We start from the raw sequence: 18,536 nt of genomic DNA, 5'->3' as shown, positions 1-18,536 counted from the left end.
GGGCGGAAAAGCCGGGAAAGCGGGCTGATGGCCACCCATTGGGCGGTAGTACTGATGCTCCGCGTCAGCCTGCGCAGCGGCACGGATTCGCTGCGGCGCCGCAGCGAACGGGCCGCGGCGAACAGTCAGGGATCTCGTAGAGGAGTGCCGGGTGAGCCAGCCGGAGATGCGTCCCGAGGGGGTGCCCCCCGAGGGCCGGGGCGGGCAGGGGGCGGGCACGGGTGCCGGGGCCGGTGCCCGGCACCCCGGGGATCTGACCGGCCGGGCACTGCCCATCGGCGACTGGGGCGAGCCCGCCGCGCGGCTCGACGAGCTGTACCGGTGGGTGGAGCGCGGCGCCCTCGACACCGCCGAGTGGTATCTCACCGACCGGGGGCGGAAGCGGCGCGGGGCCCGGCTGCTGCGGGGCGGGGCGGCGCTCGGCGCGGTGGGCGCGGGGGTGCTCCCGCTGCTCGACCTGGCGGGGGCCGTGCCCGGGGTGGCCACCTGGGGGTTCGTGGCGCTCCTCGGCGGGGCGGCCTGTGTGGGGTGTGACCGCTTCTTCGGGCTCACCTCCGGCTGGATGCGGGACGTGGCGACCGCGCAGGCCGTGCAGCGGCGGCTGCAGGCCCTGCAGTTCGACTGGGCGGCGGAGAGCGTGCGCGAGGTGCTCGGGCCCACGGAGGGGACCGCGGGCGACGCCGCCGAGCGCTGTCTGCTGGTGCTGCGGAGGTTCTGCGAGGACGTGACCGAGCTGGTGCGGACGGAGACGTCCGACTGGATGGTGGAGTTCCGGGCGGGTCCCGTGCCGCTGGGCATGCAGGCCATGGTCCCCGGACCCGCCCAGGCACCCGCCGCGCCCGGCCGGATTCCGCTGCCGCCGGGCGCCCGGCCGAACATGCCCCGGCAGCGGCCGCCGGAGCCCAGGTAGGACTCCGGCGCCGCGGATCAGCTGTAGATGATCATCGAGCCCTGCGCCAGGCTCCGGGTCGTCGCCGCGTGCAGGCCGAGCCAGACGTGGCGCTCGCGGGCGAAGGGACTCTCGTCCGGCGGGGACGGCGCCGCGGGTTCCTCCAGGGAGGTCGGGGCCGAGGGGGGCCTGGGGGCCGGCGGCGGGTTCGCGGGGTCGATGCCGATGGCCGGGGCCACGAACTCCAGCTCGCGCAGGAGCGCCTGGGAGGAGCCCAGCGGGCCGCCGCCCGCGAGCAGCTCGTCGTTGGAGAGCGGGGCGGGGAAGTCCACGGGGACGTACGCGCCCGCGTGGTCGTAGTGCCAGACCAGGTGCGACTGCTGGGCGGTGGCGTCGAACATCTCCAGGAGCTGTCCGTAGTCGCCGCCTAGCTCGTCGACCGGCGTGACCTCAAGGCCGCAGAGCCGGAGCAGGTACGCGCGGCGCAGGAAGTGCAGCGCGTCGTAGTCGAAGCCGGCGACCGGTGCCACGTCGCCGGAGAGGCCCGGCATGTACGAGAAGACGGGGACGGACGGGTGGCCGGCCTGGTTCAGCGCCTTGTCGTAGACGGCGAGCTCTTCCGCGAAGGGGTTGTCGGGGCTGTGGCACAACACGTCGACGAGCGGGACCAGCCACAGGTCGCAGGCCAAGTAGGTCTCCTCGGATCGAGAGTCGGGTCAGGGAGCGGTGCCTCGCGTGCGTGCGTACGCGTACGTGCGTGCAGGCAGCGTAGTCGGGCCCGGGTCCGCTAGCTGCCCTCGTGCAGATCCCATACCCAGGCGCCGCCGACCCACTTCCCCCGGCTGCCGACGAGCTTCTCCACGGTGGTGCGCAATTGGCCGTCGTGCTGCTGCGGGGCCAGGACGAGGACGCCCGCCTTCCAGAACCGCAGGTCCTCGCGGGCCGCCGCACGCCAGGCCGGGGTGATCCGCGGGACGCGGCCCTCGTCGCGCACCTCGCGCAGCAGGTTGGAGGTGTGGCGGGGCGAGGGACCGTAGATGCCGACGCGGTCCGGTCCCCAGGGGCCGTTGAAGTAGCCGCCGGGGAGGCGGAAGCCCAGGCCCGCGGTGGTCTGCCAGTGCAGGCCCTCGGCGTTGCCGGGGTCGGGCACCGGGATCGGTACGAGGGTCTCGTCCTCGCCCAGGTACGTCCGCCAGGTGCCGTCCGCGACGAACGGCGGTACGTCGATCCGGTCCACGGCGTCGAGCGGCGCGGGCACGATCGGCAGCAGCGCGAGGACCGTGGCGCCCACGCCCGCGAACACGCGGGGGCGCGGGGCGCCGGGCAGGCGGGCGAGGGCCAGGGCGAGGAGCATGCCGAGGGCGGGGGCGCACACCATCGCCACGCGCGACTCGATGACGGACTCGAAGAGCGGGCGGTCCGCGAGCGCCGCCCAGGGGCCCGGCAGCACGACGTCCGTCAGCGGGACGCGGAACTTCAGGCCCAGCGACAGGAGCGCCGCCCCGGCCACCGTGCACGCCAGCGCCTTGACCACCGCGCGGTCCCACATGCGTACGACGATCGCGAAGGCCAGCAGGAGCAGCGGCCAGCCGTAGAAGGCGTTGTGCTCGGTGGGGTTCATGGCCAGGCCGTCCACGCTCCGCTCACTGCCCGCGAGGGAGCGCTCGGCGAAGGAGATGAACGCCAGCGGGCTGTTGCCCGCGTTGTCGCCGTGCAGCACGCTCTTGTAGCTCTGCGGCCCGAAGAACTGCCAGTAGAGGGGGAAGGCGACCAGCGGGAGCGTGACCGCGAGGGCGATGCCGAGGCCGCGGGCGAGCGGGCGCCAGGCGGTCCGTGCCACGTCACGGCGGACGGCCGCGTACGCGACGGCGAAGACCAGCATGCCGAGCGCGGCGAGCAGCAGCGGCTCCTCGCCCAGGAAGATCTGGTAGGCCGTGAAGAGCCCGAGGACCACGCCGTCCCGCACGACACGGGTGCCCTCGCAGAGCCGCAGCGCCCTGTCGATGATCGGCGGGATCATGAACAGGACGATGAAGTTCGGGTGGGCGTTGGCGTGGCTGATCATCGGGGGCGCGAACGCGGCGAGGGCCGCGCCGACGGCGGCGGCGCCCCGGTGCGCGACGAGCCGCTTCACGATGAGCCGGTACCAGGCGAACGCGGTGGCGGCCAGGCCGCCCGTCATCGCCACGTTCAGGGCGACCGCGGGGCCGAGGAGCCAGGTCACGGGGGCCAGGGGGACGGAGAGGCCGAGCATGACCGTGTTGGCCATGAGGTTCACGCCGTCGGGGAAGTTCTGGAGGGTCGTGAACAGCGGGTTGTCCAGGTGGCGGACGTTGTCGGCCGTCACCGCGAAGAACCACTCCCACTGGTTCTGGTCCTGGAGCGCGTCCGGGATGTAGCGGTGGCCGGGCGCCACCCAGCGCTCCGCGTACAGGACGACCGCGAAGACCAGGAAGAACAGGGCCGCGCGGATGTCGGCGCCGCGGATCGCGCGGGCCTTGAGCGCCGTCAGCTCGGCGAGGACCCGTACGTAGTCCAGCGGGCGGACCTTCGAGCCCTCCTGGTGGGACCAGCGCACCGGCACCTCGGCGACGGGCCAGCCCGCCCGGCGGAAGTACTCCAGTATCTCGACGTCTATGCCCCAGCCGCTCAGCCGGGACGCGGCGAACGCCTCGCGGGCGCGGTCGCCGTCGAAGAGCTTGAATCCGCACTGGGTGTCGCGGATGCCGGGGACGGCGACCGAGCGTATGAGGAAGTTGCCGCTGCGGCCGAGCAGCTCGCGCAGGCGGTGCTGGTGGGCGCCGATGGTGGCGCCGGGCCGGGCACGGGAGCCGATCGCCGCGGTGTGGCCGTCGGCCAGCGCCTTGTCGAGGCGGTCGAGCTCGTCTATGGGCGCCGCGAGGTCGGCGTCGGTGACCAGGACGCGGCGGCCGTACGAGGCGAGGACGCCCTCGCGCAGCGCGTGGCCCTTGCCGCGGTTGCGGTCGCCGCTCAGGAGCTGGACGCGGGGGTCCGCCGCGGCGGCGGCGGCGGCGATCTCCGCGGTGCGGTCGGTGGAGCCGTCGTCGACGACGATCAGCTCCCACTCGCCGCGGTACGTCTTCTCCAGGTGGTCCCGGACCGCGTCCAGGGTGGGGCCGAGCCGCTGCTCCTCGTTGTACGCGGGGATCACGACCGTCAGGTCGACGCTCATGCGGTGGCCAGTCGCTCGATGAGGGAGAGGGAGTGCGCGTTGTACTCCGCGACGATCTCGTGGGCCCCGCACGGGTCGTGGCGGACCAGGGCGTCGACGAGTTCGGTGTGCCGCGACCAGAGGGCGCCGCGCAGGTCGCCGCCGTCGCTCTCGCTCCAGCGGCGCAGGTGCGTGACGGCGCAGGCCCAGGACTTCACGCGCAGGCGGTGCAGGAACTCGGAGAGGTAGGGGTTGCCGAAGAGGGCGCTCAGCTCGCGCCAGAAGCGGAGGTCGTAGCCGATCAGGACGTTCAGGTCGCCGGCGCAGGCGGCGCGGGACGCCTCCTCGCCGCGGCGGCGCACGGAGACCAGGGCGTCGCGCATGCCCTCGCGGGGCGGGCCGTGCTCCGCGACCTCGCGGAAGATGCCGTCCGCGATGAGGCCGCGGGCCTCCAGCAGGGACCGGTAGTCGGCGAGGGTGTGCTCGTGGACGCGGTAGCCGCGGTGCTGGTCGGCGTCCAGGAGGCCCTGGGCCGTGAGGTTCACCAGGGCCTCGCGGACGGGGGTCGCGGAGACGCCGTACTGCTCCGCGATCTCCTTGACCGTGAACTCCTGGCCCGGCTCCAGTCTGCCGCCGAGGACCTCGTCGCGGAGGGCGTCGGCGATCTGCTGGCGCAGCGTGCTGCGGATGACGGCGGGGCCGTCGCTTCCGGGCATGGGTTGGGGCCTCCCCCTGGCGTGGGCGCCTGGCCGGACGTGCCGGCGTGGTCGTTTTCCGGCGCACTCGGACAGCTTCGGATTGCTTTCGAGCACGTCACCCTACGCGGTGGCCCGCCCGGGGGCGGTTTCGCGGTGCGCCGGGGGCCCGTGGGGTGCCCCCGGCTCCGCCTCAGGTCACGACACGTACGCGTCCGCCTCCGTCAGTGCCGCGTCCAGGGCCGCGAGGCCCTCCTTCGCCTCGGAGGCCGTGATGTTGCACGGGGGGACCACGTGCGTGCGGTTCATGTTGATGAAGGGCCAGAGGCCGCGCTTCCTCGCCGCCGCGCCGAACGCCGCCATGGGGGCGTTCGCCTCACCCGTGGCGTTGTAGGGCACCAGCGGCTCCCTGGTCTCCCTGTTCTTGACCAGGTCCAGCGCCCAGAACATGCCCATGCCGCGCACCTCGCCGACGCTCGGGTGGCGCTCGGCCAGCTCGGCGAGGCCGGGGCCGATGACCTCCGCGCCGAGGCGGGCCGCCTGCTCGACGATGCCCTCCTCCTCCATCACCCGGATCGTGGCGACCGCCGCCCCGCAGGCCAGCGGGTGCCCCGAGTACGTCAGACCGCCCGGGTAGGGCCGCCGGGCGAAGGTCTCCGCCACGGCCGCGGAGATCGCGACGCCGCCCAGCGGCACGTAACCGGAGTTGACCCCCTTGGCGAAGGTCATCAGGTCCGGCACGACGCCCTCGAAGTGGTCCACGGCGAACCACTCGCCGGTCCGCCCGAAGCCCGCCATGACCTCGTCCAGGATGAAGACGATGCCGTGGCGGTCGCAGATCTCGCGGACGCCGGCGAGGTAGCCGGGCGGCGGGACCATGATGCCCGCGGTGCCCGGGATGGTCTCCAGGATGATCGCCGCCACGGTCTGCGGGCCCTCGAAGACGATCGTGTCCTCCAGGTGCCGCAGGGCCCGCTCGCACTCCTGCCGCTCGTTCTCCGCGTAGAAACGGGAGCGGTACAGGAACGGCGCCCAGAAGTGGACGACGCCCGCCGAGCCGCTGTCGGAGGCCCAGCGGCGCGGGTCGCCGGTGATGTTGATGGCCTGCTCGGTGCCGCCGTGGTACGAGCGGTACGCGGAGAGGACCTTGGGGCGGCCCGTGTGCAGCCGGGCCATGCGGACGGCGTGCTCGACGGCGTCGGCGCCACCGTTGGTGAAGAAGATCTTGTCCAGGTCGCCGGGGGTCCGCTCGGCTATGAGGCGTGCGGCCTCCGAGCGGGCCTCGACGGCGTAGGCGGGCGCGAACGTCGTCATCGTCGCGGCCTGCTCCTGGATCGCGGCGACGACCTTCGGGTGCTGGTAGCCGATGTTGGTGAAGACGAGGCCGCTGGTGAAGTCGAGGTAGCGGTTCCCGTCGTAGTCCCAGAAGTGGGAGCCCTCGGCGCCGGCGACGGCCGGCGGATCGATGAGCTCCTGTGCGGACCAGGAGTGGAAGACATGTGCGCGGTCCGCGGCCTTCACGGCGGCGCCGACCTGGGGATTCGGCTGAGGGGTCATGGGGCCGAGGGTAGATGTCCGCGCAGTGGACACGACATGGGCGTCCTGTCTGACGGAACGGGCGGAACCCGACACAGTGTCGTACGGCTTCCTCGCCGGTCGCGCCCCGCGGGCCGTGGCCCCTCAGTCGTCGTCCGTGTCCGCCGCGTCCGCCCCGTCTCCCCCGTCCGCCGCCGGCCGTGCCCGCGGGCCGTCCGCCGTGCAGCGGATCTCGTACGGCAGGTCGTCCCGTTCGTCGTCGTCGCCGGGCTCCGCCTCCAGGCGGGCCACCGCCGCCGGGCCGCGGGTCACGTCGTCGTCGATGTGGAAGCCGTCGGCCGGGCTCCAGGAGACGAGGAAGACCGTGCCGTCGGTACGGCACTCCACCGTCGCCGAGCCGCCGGTGAAGCGGACGGTGGACCGCTCGGGGACCGGCGTCCGCGTCGGCTCCGGCGGCTTCCGCGCCGGCTCCCGCGACGCCGTGCCGGACGGGTGCGACGTCTTGCCGGGTGGCTGCGGTCCCGTACCGGGCGGCTGCGACGCCCTGCCGGGTGGCTGCGGTCCCGTTCCGGACGGCTGCCGTGAGGGCGGCGTCCCCGTGCCGTCCGCGGCCCCCGCGCCAGGAGGCGTGGCCGCGTCCGACGCCCGCGCCAGCGCCTCGCGCACCGCGGCCTCGTCCAGGGGCCTGCTGTGCGCGGCGCCGCCCCCGCTGTCCGCACCGGCGAGCTGCCAGGCGCCCAGCGCGCCCGCCGCCGTGCCCACGGCGACCCATGCCGCCGTCGCCGCGGCGCTCCGCCACTTCCTCATGACGCCACTGTGCAGCATCGTTTCCTAACGCCCGGTTAAAACCCCGCCAAGGCGCGGGGTCCCCCGACTACGGTGGTTGTATGGCACATCTTCTTGTCGTCGAGGACGACCCGCAGCTCCGTGGCGCGCTGGTACGGGCCCTGCGCGACAAGGGGCACGCCGTGGCGACCGCGCCGAGCGGCATGGCGGGGCTCGACGCGGCGGTGACCAGCAGGCCCGACCTCGTCGTCCTCGACCTGGGGCTGCCCGACGTGGACGGGGCGCAGGTGCTGCGGATGCTGCGGGCGGTCAGCGACGTACCGGTGATCGTGGCGACGGCGCGCGACGACGAGCCGGAGATGGTCGCGGTGCTTGAGGACGGGGCCGACGACTACATCGTCAAGCCGTTCGGTGCCGCCCAGCTCGACGCCCGCGTCAAGGCGGTGCTGCGGCGGCTCGGCGCGGCCGGGGCCGAGGAGCCGCTGCGCGTGGGGGCGCTGACCGTCGACACGGCTTCCCGCGAGGTCACCCTGGACGGCGCCGCCGTCGACCTGACGCCCCGTGAGTTCGACCTGCTGGCGCACCTCGCCCGCAGGCCGGGCCAGGTCGTCTCCCGGCGCGAACTGCTCGCCGAGGTCTGGCAGCAGCCGCTGGGCGGCGCCGACAAGACGGTGGACGTCCACCTGTCGTGGCTCCGCCGCAAGCTGGGCGAGACGGCCCAGAGCCCGCGCTATCTGCACACGGTGCGCACGGTGGGCGTAAAACTGACCGCCCCGGCCACCACGCCGCCGGACATCGCGGCTGCGGACACCACCCCCGCGGACACCCCGCTGCCGCACACCACCGCCGCGGACACCACACCGCCGACCACCACCGCCCCGCACACCGCACCCACGGACACCACACCGCCGGTCACCACCGCCACGGACACCGCCACCCCGCACCCCACGCCGCCGGACATCGCGGCTGCGGACACCACCGCCGCGGACACCGCACAGTCGGCCACCACCACCCCCGCGAACACCACCCCGCCGACCACCACCGCCCCGCACACCGCACCCACGGACACCACACCGCCGGCCACCACCACCCCGCACACCGCCACGCACCTCACGCCGCCGGACATCGCGGCTGCGGACACCACCCCCGCGGACACCGCGCAGTCGGCCACCACCACCCCCGCGAACACCACCCCGCACACCACCCCCACGAACAACACACCGCCGACCACCACCGCCACGGACACCGCCACCCCGCACCCCACGCCACCGAACATCGCGGCTGCGGATACCGCAGCCCCCCGCCCCGTCCCCCCGGACGGCGGCTGATGCGTCGGAGTCTTCTTCTTCTCACCGCCGCGACGACCGCCCTCGTCCTGACGGCCCTGCTCGTTCCCCTCACCCTGCTGACCCGCAGCCATGCCGCCGACCGCGCGACCGCCGAGGCGACCGCCCGGGCCCAGTGGGTCGCTCATGCCATCGGGCCCTCGCTGGCCACCGCCGACGAGCGGGCGACGGCCGAGCAGACCGTGGAGAGCGTCAACGGGGCCGGCCTGCCCGCGACGTCGCTCGTGCTCGCGGACGGTTCGGTCATCGGGCCGCGAGGCGCGGAGGACCCCGCCGCCACCGGCCCCGTCCGCCTCGCGCGGACCGGCCGCGCCTTCACCTACGAGCCCGCGTCCGGCGGGCGTCAGATCCTGGTCCCCGTGCAGGGCGCGAAGGACGGCACGGCGGTCGTGCGGGTGACGCTCACCGAACGGCAGTTGTACGCGGGGACGCTCGCCTCCTGGCTCGTCCTCGCGGGCATCGGCGTGGGCCTCGTCCTCCTCGGGCTGCTGCTCGCCGACCGGCTCGGCGCCCGGCTCGTCGGCGCGACCCGGCGCCTGGCCCGCACCGCCGACCGGCTGGCCGCCGGGGACCTGACCGCCCGCGCCACCCCCGAGGGCCCGCCCGAACTGCGCCTGATCGCGGGCGAGCTGAACCGCCTCGCGGGCCGCATCGACCAACTGCTCACCGCCGAGCGGGAGAACGCCGCCGACCTCGCCCACCGCCTGCGCACCCCGGTGGCCGCCCTGCGCCTGGACGCCGAGACGCTCCGCGACACCGCCGAGGCACGGCGCATCGCGGCCGACGTGACCGCCCTTGAGCGCAGTGTCGACGACGTGATCCGCCGGGCCAGGCGCCCCCTGCGCGAGGCGCCGCGCGCGGATCTGGCGGTGGTGGCCCGCGAACGGGCCGTCTTCTGGACGCCGTTGGCCGAGGACCAGGGGCGGGACGTCGACGTCACCGTCCCGGACCACGGGGTGCCCGTGCCCGTCCCCGCCGACGAGCTCGCGGCGGCCGTCGACGCCCTCATCGGCAACGTCCTCGACCACACCCCTCAGGGCACCGCCTTCCGCGTCACCGTGCGGGTCGCCCCCGGCGGCGACGCGGTGCTGGCCGTCCGCGACGAGGGCCCCGGCTTCCCCGGCCACGCCTCCCCCGGCCGGGGCACGAGCGGCGCCGGTTCCACCGGGCTCGGCCTGGACATCGCCCGCCGCACGGCCGAGGGGGCGCACGGCCGCTTCGCGGCGGCGAGCACGGACGGCGGCGCCGAGGTCACCCTGGTGTTCCCGCCCGCGCCGCGCGCGGGAACGCCGTCCGTACCGCCCGAGCCCACTTGTTGACGCCCAGCTCCGGGCGGACCGCCGCATACCCCCCGCAGTACTTCGTGAAGTCGGCCGCGCGCACCCCGAACCGGTGCAGCACCCGGTCGGCCTCAGTCAGATGCCCCCTGGTCTTCGTCTCGACGAGCACGAGGCCGGGGTCCGCCTCGGCCGTCCTGCCGGTCGCGGTGTCCCGGACGACGAGACCGGCGTCGCACGTGATGCGCCGGCCGTCGGCGACGAAGGTCGCCCGCTGGTAGTCGGTGACCAGGGAGGGGGTGAGCCCGGTCGGTGCCTCGACGCCGTACGAGCCGCGCAGCACCCCGGCGAGGAAGCCCTGCCGAGCCGCGTCCAGGACGTGGTCGTCCCCTTCGAGCCGCTGCCGGTGCTTCACCGTCTCGCCGCGGCCGCTCTTGAGCTTGATCTCGAACTGCCGCTCCCCGCTGTCGCGGTAGACCCGCTCCCTGATGCGGTAGCGCAGGCGGCGGCCCTGGCGGTGGTCGTGGAAGGTGGCGAGGTCCGGGGTGTCGTAGTACGTCGAGTGGTACCGGAACCAGCGCTTTCCGCCGATGCTGAGCGCCCGGAAGGGGCCGCCCGGCCGCCGGGGGTCGGTGAGCAGGGCCGCCAGGTCCTCGAAGACGTCGACGGGCACGAGATAGCTGTTGTCGAAGCGGGCGAGCAGTTCCGCTCGCGCGTTCACCTCGTCGAGCGCTATGGGGTGTGCGGCGAGCGCGGCGCGGCCGATGGCGCGTACGGCGGGGTTCACACGGTCTCCTTCGGGTGGCTGGGGGCGAGCGTGCGGGACCGGGTCGTGCGGCCTCGTGCTTCCTCGGGGGCGCGTCGGGAGGTCGTCCTCCTTGAGAACTCCTTCACCCGCGCCGAAGGTTCCGGCTGCCGGAAGCGGACCTCCAGCACCATGAGGTCGCGTACGTAGTCGATCTCCCGCACGGTCCAGCCGAGCGGGTCGCCGAGGCGCCGGGCCAGTTCGGCGCGGAGGGCGGCCTCCTCGCGGTACACGGCGTCCAGGGTGACGACGGCCCGCCGGTCGTGCGCGAAGAGGCGCGGGTGGTCGGCGCCGTACATGACCAGGAGCAGCACGGCCGCGAGCCCGGCGGCCACGGGCAGGCCGAGGGCGGGCAGGCCGCAGAGCAGGCCGAGCACCAGGGTGATGAAGTAGTACGCGACCTCCTGGTGCTGGAGGGCGTCGGAGCGCAGCCGCACGATCGAGAGCACCCCGAAGAGCCCGAAGCCGAGGGCGAGTCCGCCGTTCCCGCCCGCGGTCCCGAGCCCCGCGACGACCGCGAACAGGGCGACGTTCAGCGCGAGGTACGCCGGCACCAGCTCCCGCCTGCGGTGCCGTGGATAGAAGACGCCGAAGGTCAGCAGCGTGACGGCGGCCAGGTCGACGGCCAGGTGGGCGCTGAGGGTCAGTGTGCTGTCCATGCCCACGGACGCTAGGGAGGGCCGGGTTAAGGGCGCCCCTGGCGGACGTTAACGAAGCGGGCGGCGTCCCGCGCGGCGGCGGTGACGGTGGGCGGGGTCGCATCGAGGTGAGCCGTTGACAGGATGCTGCCATTTTGACAGCATGCTTACCTACGACGTCATGAGCCGCAGCGACATCCACCTCACGGAGGACCCCATGTCCCGCAAGCCCGTACACCTGGCCGTCTACGACACCTTCGCCGACTGGGAGACGGGCCACACCACGGCATGGCTGGCCCGCGCCGGCTACGAGATCCGCACGGTCGCCGCGTCGGCCGGACCCGTCACCTCCCTCGGCGGCCTGCGCGTACAGCCCGCCCTCCCCCTCGCCGAACTGCGCCCCGAGGACAGCGCGCTGCTTGTCCTGCCGGGCGCCGACCTCTGGGACACCGGCGACGACCTCGCACCCTTCGCGCGCACCGCCCGCGCCTTCCTCGACGCCGGGGTGCCGGTGGCCGCGATCTGCGGGGCCACCGCGGGCATCGCCCGGGAGGGCCTGCTCGACGACCGGGCGCACACGAGCGCGGCGGCGATGTACCTGGCGGCGACCGGCTACCGGGGCGGCGAGCGGTACGTCGAGGAGGACGCCGTCACCGACGGCGACCTGGTCACGGCGGGGCCGACCGAGCCGGTCGCGTTCGCGCGCGAGGTCTTCGGACGGCTCGGCGACGTCTTCGAGGGCGAGAAGCTGGACGCCTGGTACCGCCTCTTCCACGACTCGGACCCGGCGGCCTACGAGACGCTCGACGCGTGACCGGGGACCGGCACATGACCGACGAAGCCCGGCGCGCCCAGCAGGATCTGCTCAGCCGCGCGGCCCTCACCGTCTTCCGCCTCAACGGCCAGTTCCTCGCGCGCGCCGAGGAACTGGCCGGGCCCGCCGGGCTCACCGCCGCCTGGTGGCAGGTGCTCGGCGCCGTGCTGCGCGAGCCGCTGCCGGTGGCGGGCATCGCCCGCGCCATGGGCATCACCCGGCAGAGCGTGCAGCGCGTGGCGGACCTGCTGGTGCGCGAAGACCTCGCGGAGTACCTGCCGAACCCGGCGCACCGCCGCGCCAAACTGCTCCGCCCGACGGACGCGGGCAGGGCCGCCGTGGCGAGGATCGAGCCGGGCCACGCGGCACTGGCGGGGCGCCTCTCCGCGGCCCTGGGCGAGACCGAACTCGCCGAAACCGTACGGGTGTTGGAGCGCTTGTCCGAGGTGCTCGACACGCTTCCCGGGCCGGATGCGGAACCCGTTACGGAACCGTAGAGAGTGAGGAGGCCCACGCTGTCGCACCCGCGCACTATCCTCACCCTGTTGCACACCAATGGGGGAGGTCGGTGCGGCGATGGAGAAGCTCGGTCCCGGAGATCCGCAGCGCATCGGGGCGTACCGGCTGCTGGCGCGGCTCGGCGCCGGCGGCATGGGGCAGGTGTACCTGGCGCGGTCCGACAGGGGCCGCACGGTCGCGGTCAAACTGGTCCGCCAGGAGCTGGCCGAACAGGACGAGTTCAGGGACCGCTTCCGGCAGGAGGTGCGGGCCGCGCGGCGGGTCGGCGGGGCGTGGACGGCGCCCGTCCTCGACGCCGACACCGAGGCGGTCATCCCCTGGGTGGCGACGGGCTATGTGGCGGGACCCTCCCTGCAGAGCGTCGTCTCGCACGGCCACGGGCCGCTGCCCGAGCGGTCGGTGAGCATCCTCGCGGCCGGTCTCGCCAACGCCCTCAAGGACATCCACGCGGCGGGCATCGTCCACCGCGACCTCAAGCCGTCCAACGTGCTCGTCACGATCGACGGCCCACGCGTCATCGACTTCGGCATCGCACGCGCCCTGGAGACGGTCGCCGACGGCGGCCTGACCCGCACCGGCGCCCTCGTCGGCTCGCCCGGCTTCATGGCCCCCGAGCAGGTGCGCGGCGACCGGATCACCCCGGCGTGCGACGTCTTCTGCCTCGGCTCCGTCCTCGCGTACGCGGCGTCGGGCGCGCTGCCCTTCGGCACGGCCAACAGCGGTGTGCACGCGCTGATGTTCCGGATCGCACAGGAGGAACCCGATCTGGAAGGGCTCCCCGAGAGCCTCGCCGAGCTGATCGGCGCCTGTCTGCGCAAGGACCCGGCGTCCCGGCCGTCCCTCGACGACGTCCTGGAGCGCACGGGCGCGCAGGACACGCTCAGCGAAGGTGGCCGCACCCTCGACCCGTGGCTCCCGGGCGCCCTCGTCGCCCAACTCGGGCGGCATGCTGTGCAGTTGCTCGACACGGAGGACCCTGACGAGCCCGGGGCGCAGGCGGAGGGCGCGGACGGCCCGCCGCAGGACGCCTCGCCGCGGACGCCCGCGACTCCGCCCGCGGCGGCCTCGGGGGCAGCCGCCGCCGCTGCCGCCTCGCGGAACGGCGCGGGCAGCGGCACCCCCGAGGCGCCCGCCGCCGACGGGCACACGCCCCCGCCGCCCGGCACGCCCGGGGCCACACCCCTCGACCACCTGCCCACCATGGTGTCGGGGCAGGCCCCGCCGCCCACGCCGCCGCCCGGCGCCCCGGCGTACGGCCACCCCCAGCAGCACCCGCAGCCCGCCCGGTACGGCTACCCCCAGCAGCAGACTCCGTACGGCTATCCGCAGCAGCCGCCCGGCCAGGGCTCGACGCCCCCCTACGGCCCCGGCCCCTACGTCTCCCTCGGCCCGCCCGAGCCGCCGCGCCGCAGCGGCCGTTCGACGGCGGCGCTGATCGCCGTGGCGCTGGTGGTGGCCATCGGGGCGGGCGGCACGGTCTACGCCGTGATGAACGGCGAGGGCTCCGGCACGAAGGACGACGCCAAGGACTCCGCGAGCAGCGGCCCGAAGACGCCGGGGCCCACCTCGCCCACCCCGGGGCCGAGCACTCCGGACCCCACGCCCAGCACCGAGGACGACGACGAGGGCACGGTGCCCGACAAGTACCTCGGCACCTGGTCCGGCGGCCTCGACAACGACTACGGCCACCACACCCGCCGCCTCACCCTCCAGCAGGGCGAGACCGGCGACACCACGCTGTCCCTGGTCGCGGAGGGCCCGATGAAGAACGGCAGCACCTACCGCTGCGTCTTCCAGGGCAAGCTGGCGTCCGCCTCCGACGAGCGGCTGCACTTCGACGGCACCGAAATCACGGTCGGCGAGCCCATGTCGGCCTGCACCCCCGGCAAACCGAGCGTGGTGACGCTCCTCGGCGACGGCAGACTGCGCCGCGCCAACACGGACGGTACGGGCGAGCTGACGTACGACAAGGACGGCTGAGCCGCCCCGCGCGGGAGGCCGGGCGGGGCGGCGCGCGAGCTGAACCGCCGGCGAACAGCCGCCGACGGGACGGCGAAAGCGGCCCGCTCCGGCGACCGGCCCCCTACGGTCACCGCCCATGGAGTGGTTGAGCACCGAAAACACCATCGCCGTCCTCACGGCGGTCCTCGGCCTGCTCGCCACCGTCGGGGCGCTCTGGTACGAACGCCGGGTCCCGCGCCGCAAGCGCATCGGTTACCGCGTGCAGATGGACACCGCCATAGGCGACAACGTCCGCACGGGCGGCGCCAACGCCCGCCTCGGCCTCTTCGACGAGACGCCGGAGATGTCCGACGCCACGCTCGTCCTGCTCCGCGTCGAGAACGACGGCTCGCAGTCCGTCTCCGACGCCGACTACACCGGCCGCGCGCCGCACGGCCTCACCGCCGTCTTCTCCGGGCGCACCGTCCGGGGCCTCGCGGTGACCGCGCCGGCCGGCGCCGACCACCTCATGGAGCACTTCACGCAGGGCGCGGGCCTGCGCTACGAGGGCAGCACCCTGCACATCCCGCGCGTCCCCCTCAACCGGGGCCAGCACTACAAGCTCCTCGTCCTGCTCACCGGCGGCCCGGTCGGCGGCGAGGTCATCGTCTCCGGCGGCCTCCAGGCGGGCGAGGTGCAGCCCAACCGCTCCACCACCCTGGACGACAAGCCGCCCGTGCTCTCCCGGCCCGCCCGGCTCCTGACCGTCCTGCTCACCCTCTCCGTCATCACGCTGGCCACGATCATCGTGCTGCGCGACGACGACCCGCCGCCGATCGAGTGCGCGAAGGGAGAGCTGACGGTGCTCGGCTCGACGGCGTTCGCCCCGGTCGCCGAGGAACTCGAAGAGAAGTACGAGGCCGACTGCCCCGGCTCCGACATCACCGTCTCGGCACACGGCAGCGCGGCGGGCGTACGCGAACTGGACGACGAGGGAAAGCGGTTCACCGGCGGGGGCGGCGGCCGGGCCAAGGGCTCACCGCCGCTGCTCACCTTCTCCGACGGCCCCAAGTCCGACGGCTTCCCGCGCCTGGCGGAGACCCGCGTGGCGGTCTCCGTCTTCGCCCTGGTCGTCAACGACCGCGTACGGCTGACGAATCTGACGCTGCCGCAGGTCCGCCGCCTGTACCGGGGCGACGTCCGCAACTGGGAGCAGCTCGGCGGCCCCGACCTGCCGGTGGTCCTGGTCAGCCGCGGGTCGAGTTCGGGCACCCGTGACACCCTCCAGCGCCGCGTCCTGGCCGGTGCCTTCGAGCTGAAGGCCTCGTCCAACGACTGCCTGAGCAGGGACGACCGCTCGGTGCCGGTGACGCGCTGCGAACTCGACTCCACGGAGCAGGTGCTCGACGCCGTCGCCCGCATCCCCGGCGCCATCGGCTACAGCGAACTCCGCTCGGCCGAGGGCCTCGACGGCCTGCACCGCCTGCGTCTGGACGGCCACGCGGCCACCGCCGAGGACCTGGAGAGGAGCGGCTACCCGTACCGCGAGATCGAGTACGCCTACACGTACGGCCGCCCGCCCGCCGACTCGCTGGCCTCCGGCTTCCTCGCGTACGCCCGGGGCAGCGGCCTGGACGTCATCCGCACCCACGGCCACCTCCCCTGCGCCACCCCGGAGGGCCTGCGCGTCTGCGGCGACCCGGAGGGCTGACGCGGAAAAGTCCCACCGCGCCCCGACATCACCCCAGGTGGGGGCCGAGAGCTGTGGGACTTTCCCGCGATCGTGTCGCCTCGCTAGACGAACTTGTTGATCTCGATCGTCTCCGTGCGGCCCGGGCCCACGCCGATCGCGGAGATCGGGGCGCCGGACATCTCCTCCAGGGCCTTCACGTAGCCCTGCGCGTTCTTCGGCAGGTCGGAGAAGGTCTGGGCCTTGGTGATGTCCTCGGACCAGCCGGGGAGCATCTCGTAGACGGGCTTCGCGTGGTGGAAGTCCGTCTGGTTGTACGGCAGCTCCTCGACGCGCTTGCCGTCGATCTCGTACGCGACGCAGACCGGGATCTGCTCCCAGCCGGTCAGGACGTCCAGCTTGGTGAGGAAGAAGTCCGTCAGGCCGTTCACGCGGGTCGCGTAGCGGGCGATCGGCGCGTCGAACCAGCCGCAGCGGCGGTCACGGCCGGTGGTGACGCCCCGCTCGCCGCCGATGCGGCGCAGGTCCTCGCCGTCCTGGTCGAAGAGCTCGGTCGGGAACGGGCCGGCGCCGACGCGGGTCGTGTACGCCTTGAGGATGCCGATGACCCGGGTGATCTTCGTCGGGCCCACGCCCGTGCCCGTGCAGGCGCCGCCCGCGGTCGGGTTCGACGAGGTGACGAACGGGTACGTGCCGTGGTCCACGTCCAGGAGCGTGCCCTGGCCGCCCTCGAAGAGGACGACCTTGTCCTCGTCGAGCGCGTTGTTGAGGATCAGGGTGGTGTCGGCGACGTACTGCTTGATGTTCTCGCCGTGCTCCAGGAGCTGCTCGACGATCTGCTCCGCCTCGATCGCGCGGCGGTTGTAGAGCTTGGTGAGGAGCTGGTTCTTGATCTCCAGCGCCGCTTCGACCTTCTGCTGGAGGATCGACTCGTCGTAGAGGTCCTGGACGCGGATGCCGGTGCGGTTGATCTTGTCGGCGTAGGTCGGGCCGATGCCGCGACCCGTGGTGCCGATCTTGCGCTTGCCGAGGAACCGTTCCGTCACCTTGTCGACGGTCACGTTGTACGGCGTGATGATGTGAGCGTTGCCGCTGATCAGCAGCTTCGACGTGTCGACGCCGCGCTCGTTCAGACCGCTCAGCTCGGAGAGCAGGACCGACGGGTCGACGACGACACCATTGCCGATGACGGGCACGCAGTCCGGGGAGAGAATCCCGGAAGGGAGGAGATGCAGCGCGTACTTCTGGTCGCCGACGACGACCGTGTGGCCGGCGTTGTTGCCGCCCTGGTAGCGCACTACATAGTCCACGGAGCCACCGAGCAGGTCAGTGGCCTTTCCCTTGCCTTCGTCACCCCACTGAGCACCGAGCAGCACAAGTGCGGGCACAGGCGTACACCCCTTCCGGGCGGGGCATGTCCAAGGTCTGGGGGCCGTAGCCGCCGTATGGGTGTGCCTTGGATGCTGCCCCGGAATAGACGAAGCCCCTGGCGCAATAGCGCAAGGGGCTCTTGCACAAAGATGCTACCCGAGGACGAAAGAAAGGGCGCACGTTGTCGGCTCGCGACCAGCTGCTAGTCGTCATCGACCCGGTCGCCCGGCGGACGGACGGTGAGTCGGTACGGATTGCGAGGGACGTGCTCGGTGCGGGCGCGGCGATCCGTACGTGCCTGCCCGAGGGGCCGGAGGACTTCGCGAAAGCCCTGGCCAGGCGGGGTGCGCGCCGCCTCGTGGTGGTGGGTGACGACCGGGCGCTGCTGCGGGCGGTGGGCGTCCTGCACCGGGAGCGCGGGCTCGGCGGCGCCGCGCTCTCGCTGGTGCCGGTGGGCGCCGCGCAGACGCTGGCGCGGGCGTTCGGTGTGCCCGCGGGGGCGGTCGCGGCGGCCCGCGCCGTCCTTGAGGGTGCCGAGCGGCGGCTGGATCTGCTGGTGGACGAGAGCGACGGGGTCGTCCTGGGCGACCTGCGCATTCCCCCGGTGCGGGTGGCGGGCGCCGGAGCGCGGGACGGGCCCGCGGGGACCGCGGCCGGCGCCGAGGGCCACGCCTGGCTGCGCACCTGCCAGTCCTTCGTGCGCACCCTGGCCGCGCGGCCCTCGCGGGTGGTGGCGCCGCCGGGGTTCGGGCCCGCGCGGCTGCGGGTGGAGGCGGACGGCGTGACCCTGGTCGACCTGGACCAGCCGGTCGCGGGCATCCAGGTCACCGCGGGGGGCGGCGGGCTCGCCCAGGTGGAGGTGCGGCCGTCGTCGGTGGGCGCGGAGGCGGCACCGGTACGGGTGCGCGCCCGGACGGTGACGGTGTCGGGCGCCGACTTCCGCTACCGCGCGGACACGGTGCTCGCCGGCCCCGTGCGCAGCCGCACGTGGACGGTACGCCCCGAGGCCTGGGGGCTGACGCTGCCTCGGTGACGGACATTGGGGCCGGTCGGCCGG

At 74.0% G+C, this 18,536-nt stretch carries 15 protein-coding genes and 1 pseudogene; 8 read left to right on the top strand and 8 right to left on the bottom strand.

Annotation, left to right across the window (positions count from 1 at the left end):
• Positions 1-151 precede the first annotated feature (151 nt).
• Entirely contained in the window at positions 152-910 is a 759-nt protein-coding gene (locus tag AB0I16_RS06375) for an SLATT domain-containing protein (RefSeq protein WP_363248159.1), read from the top strand.
• 17 nt (positions 911-927) lie between these two features.
• Here AB0I16_RS06375 and AB0I16_RS06370 read toward each other — a convergent pair whose 3' ends face one another.
• The 5 genes from AB0I16_RS06370 to AB0I16_RS06350 all read right to left on the bottom strand — a co-directional run bounded on the left by AB0I16_RS06370 (position 928) and on the right by AB0I16_RS06350 (position 7,099).
• Positions 928-1,578 carry a hypothetical protein gene (locus tag AB0I16_RS06370; RefSeq protein ID WP_363248158.1) on the bottom strand — a complete coding sequence of 217 codons (651 nt, stop codon included), beginning with the start codon at positions 1,576-1,578 and terminating at the stop codon, positions 928-930.
• Between the two features lie 98 nt (positions 1,579-1,676).
• A complete protein-coding gene (locus AB0I16_RS06365) occupies positions 1,677-4,082 on the bottom strand; it encodes a dolichyl-phosphate beta-glucosyltransferase (RefSeq protein WP_363248157.1) in 2,406 nt (801 codons plus the stop codon).
• Positions 4,079-4,777 (bottom strand): GntR family transcriptional regulator, encoded by a 699-nt coding sequence (locus AB0I16_RS06360; RefSeq protein WP_363248156.1) that lies wholly within the window; start codon positions 4,775-4,777, stop codon positions 4,079-4,081. Before AB0I16_RS06360 ends, AB0I16_RS06365 begins: the two co-directional genes overlap by 4 nt.
• A gap of 177 nt (positions 4,778-4,954) precedes the next feature.
• A complete protein-coding gene (locus AB0I16_RS06355; RefSeq protein ID WP_363248155.1) occupies positions 4,955-6,313 on the bottom strand; it encodes an aspartate aminotransferase family protein in 1,359 nt (452 codons plus the stop codon).
• 123 nt (positions 6,314-6,436) lie between these two features.
• Positions 6,437-7,099, bottom strand: coding sequence for a hypothetical protein (locus tag AB0I16_RS06350; protein ID WP_363248154.1), 663 nt, complete (start codon positions 7,097-7,099; stop codon positions 6,437-6,439).
• An 80-nt stretch (positions 7,100-7,179) separates the two neighbouring features.
• Here AB0I16_RS06350 and AB0I16_RS06345 point away from each other — a divergent pair.
• Positions 7,180-7,854 (top strand): annotated as a pseudogene (locus tag AB0I16_RS06345) (response regulator transcription factor); the annotation flags it as partial.
• A gap of 551 nt (positions 7,855-8,405) precedes the next feature.
• Entirely contained in the window at positions 8,406-9,743 is a 1,338-nt protein-coding gene (locus tag AB0I16_RS06340) for a HAMP domain-containing sensor histidine kinase (RefSeq protein ID WP_363248153.1), read from the top strand.
• Here the strand turns inward: AB0I16_RS06340 and AB0I16_RS06335 are convergent.
• Positions 9,676-10,488: a VTC domain-containing protein gene (locus AB0I16_RS06335; RefSeq protein WP_363248152.1), complete on the bottom strand. Its 813-nt coding sequence runs from the start codon at positions 10,486-10,488 to the stop codon at positions 9,676-9,678. The genes AB0I16_RS06340 and AB0I16_RS06335 overlap by 68 nt on opposite strands.
• Entirely contained in the window at positions 10,485-11,165 is a 681-nt protein-coding gene (locus AB0I16_RS06330) for a DUF4956 domain-containing protein (protein WP_363248151.1), read from the bottom strand. Before AB0I16_RS06330 ends, AB0I16_RS06335 begins: the two co-directional genes overlap by 4 nt.
• Before the next feature lie 196 nt (positions 11,166-11,361).
• On the opposite strand from AB0I16_RS06330, the gene AB0I16_RS06325 reads away from it, so the two are divergent.
• From AB0I16_RS06325 to AB0I16_RS06310, 4 genes are all read left to right on the top strand, one after another.
• A complete protein-coding gene (locus AB0I16_RS06325; protein WP_363248353.1) occupies positions 11,362-11,958 on the top strand; it encodes a DJ-1/PfpI family protein in 597 nt (198 codons plus the stop codon).
• Positions 11,959-11,972: 14 nt separating this feature from the next.
• Positions 11,973-12,455, top strand: coding sequence for a MarR family transcriptional regulator (locus tag AB0I16_RS06320; protein ID WP_363248150.1), 483 nt, complete (start codon positions 11,973-11,975; stop codon positions 12,453-12,455).
• Between the two features lie 79 nt (positions 12,456-12,534).
• Positions 12,535-14,457 carry a protein kinase gene (locus tag AB0I16_RS06315; RefSeq protein WP_363248149.1) on the top strand — a complete coding sequence of 641 codons (1,923 nt, stop codon included), beginning with the start codon at positions 12,535-12,537 and terminating at the stop codon, positions 14,455-14,457.
• A 118-nt stretch (positions 14,458-14,575) separates the two neighbouring features.
• Entirely contained in the window at positions 14,576-16,129 is a 1,554-nt protein-coding gene (locus tag AB0I16_RS06310; protein ID WP_363248148.1) for a substrate-binding domain-containing protein, read from the top strand.
• Positions 16,130-16,212: 83 nt separating this feature from the next.
• Here the strand turns inward: AB0I16_RS06310 and AB0I16_RS06305 are convergent, their stop codons facing one another.
• Positions 16,213-17,496 (bottom strand): adenylosuccinate synthase, encoded by a 1,284-nt coding sequence (locus AB0I16_RS06305; protein ID WP_363248147.1) that lies wholly within the window; start codon positions 17,494-17,496, stop codon positions 16,213-16,215.
• A 164-nt stretch (positions 17,497-17,660) separates the two neighbouring features.
• Here AB0I16_RS06305 and AB0I16_RS06300 point away from each other — a divergent pair, with 164 nt between their 5' ends.
• Positions 17,661-18,512: a diacylglycerol kinase family protein gene (locus tag AB0I16_RS06300; RefSeq protein WP_363248146.1), complete on the top strand. Its 852-nt coding sequence runs from the start codon at positions 17,661-17,663 to the stop codon at positions 18,510-18,512.
• Positions 18,513-18,536: the final 24 nt, after the last annotated feature.

The organism is Streptomyces sp. NPDC050703 (assembly GCF_040654435.1).
Taxonomy (GTDB): Bacteria; Actinomycetota; Actinomycetes; order Streptomycetales; family Streptomycetaceae; genus Streptomyces.
This window is presented reverse-complemented; position numbering and strand designations above follow the sequence as displayed.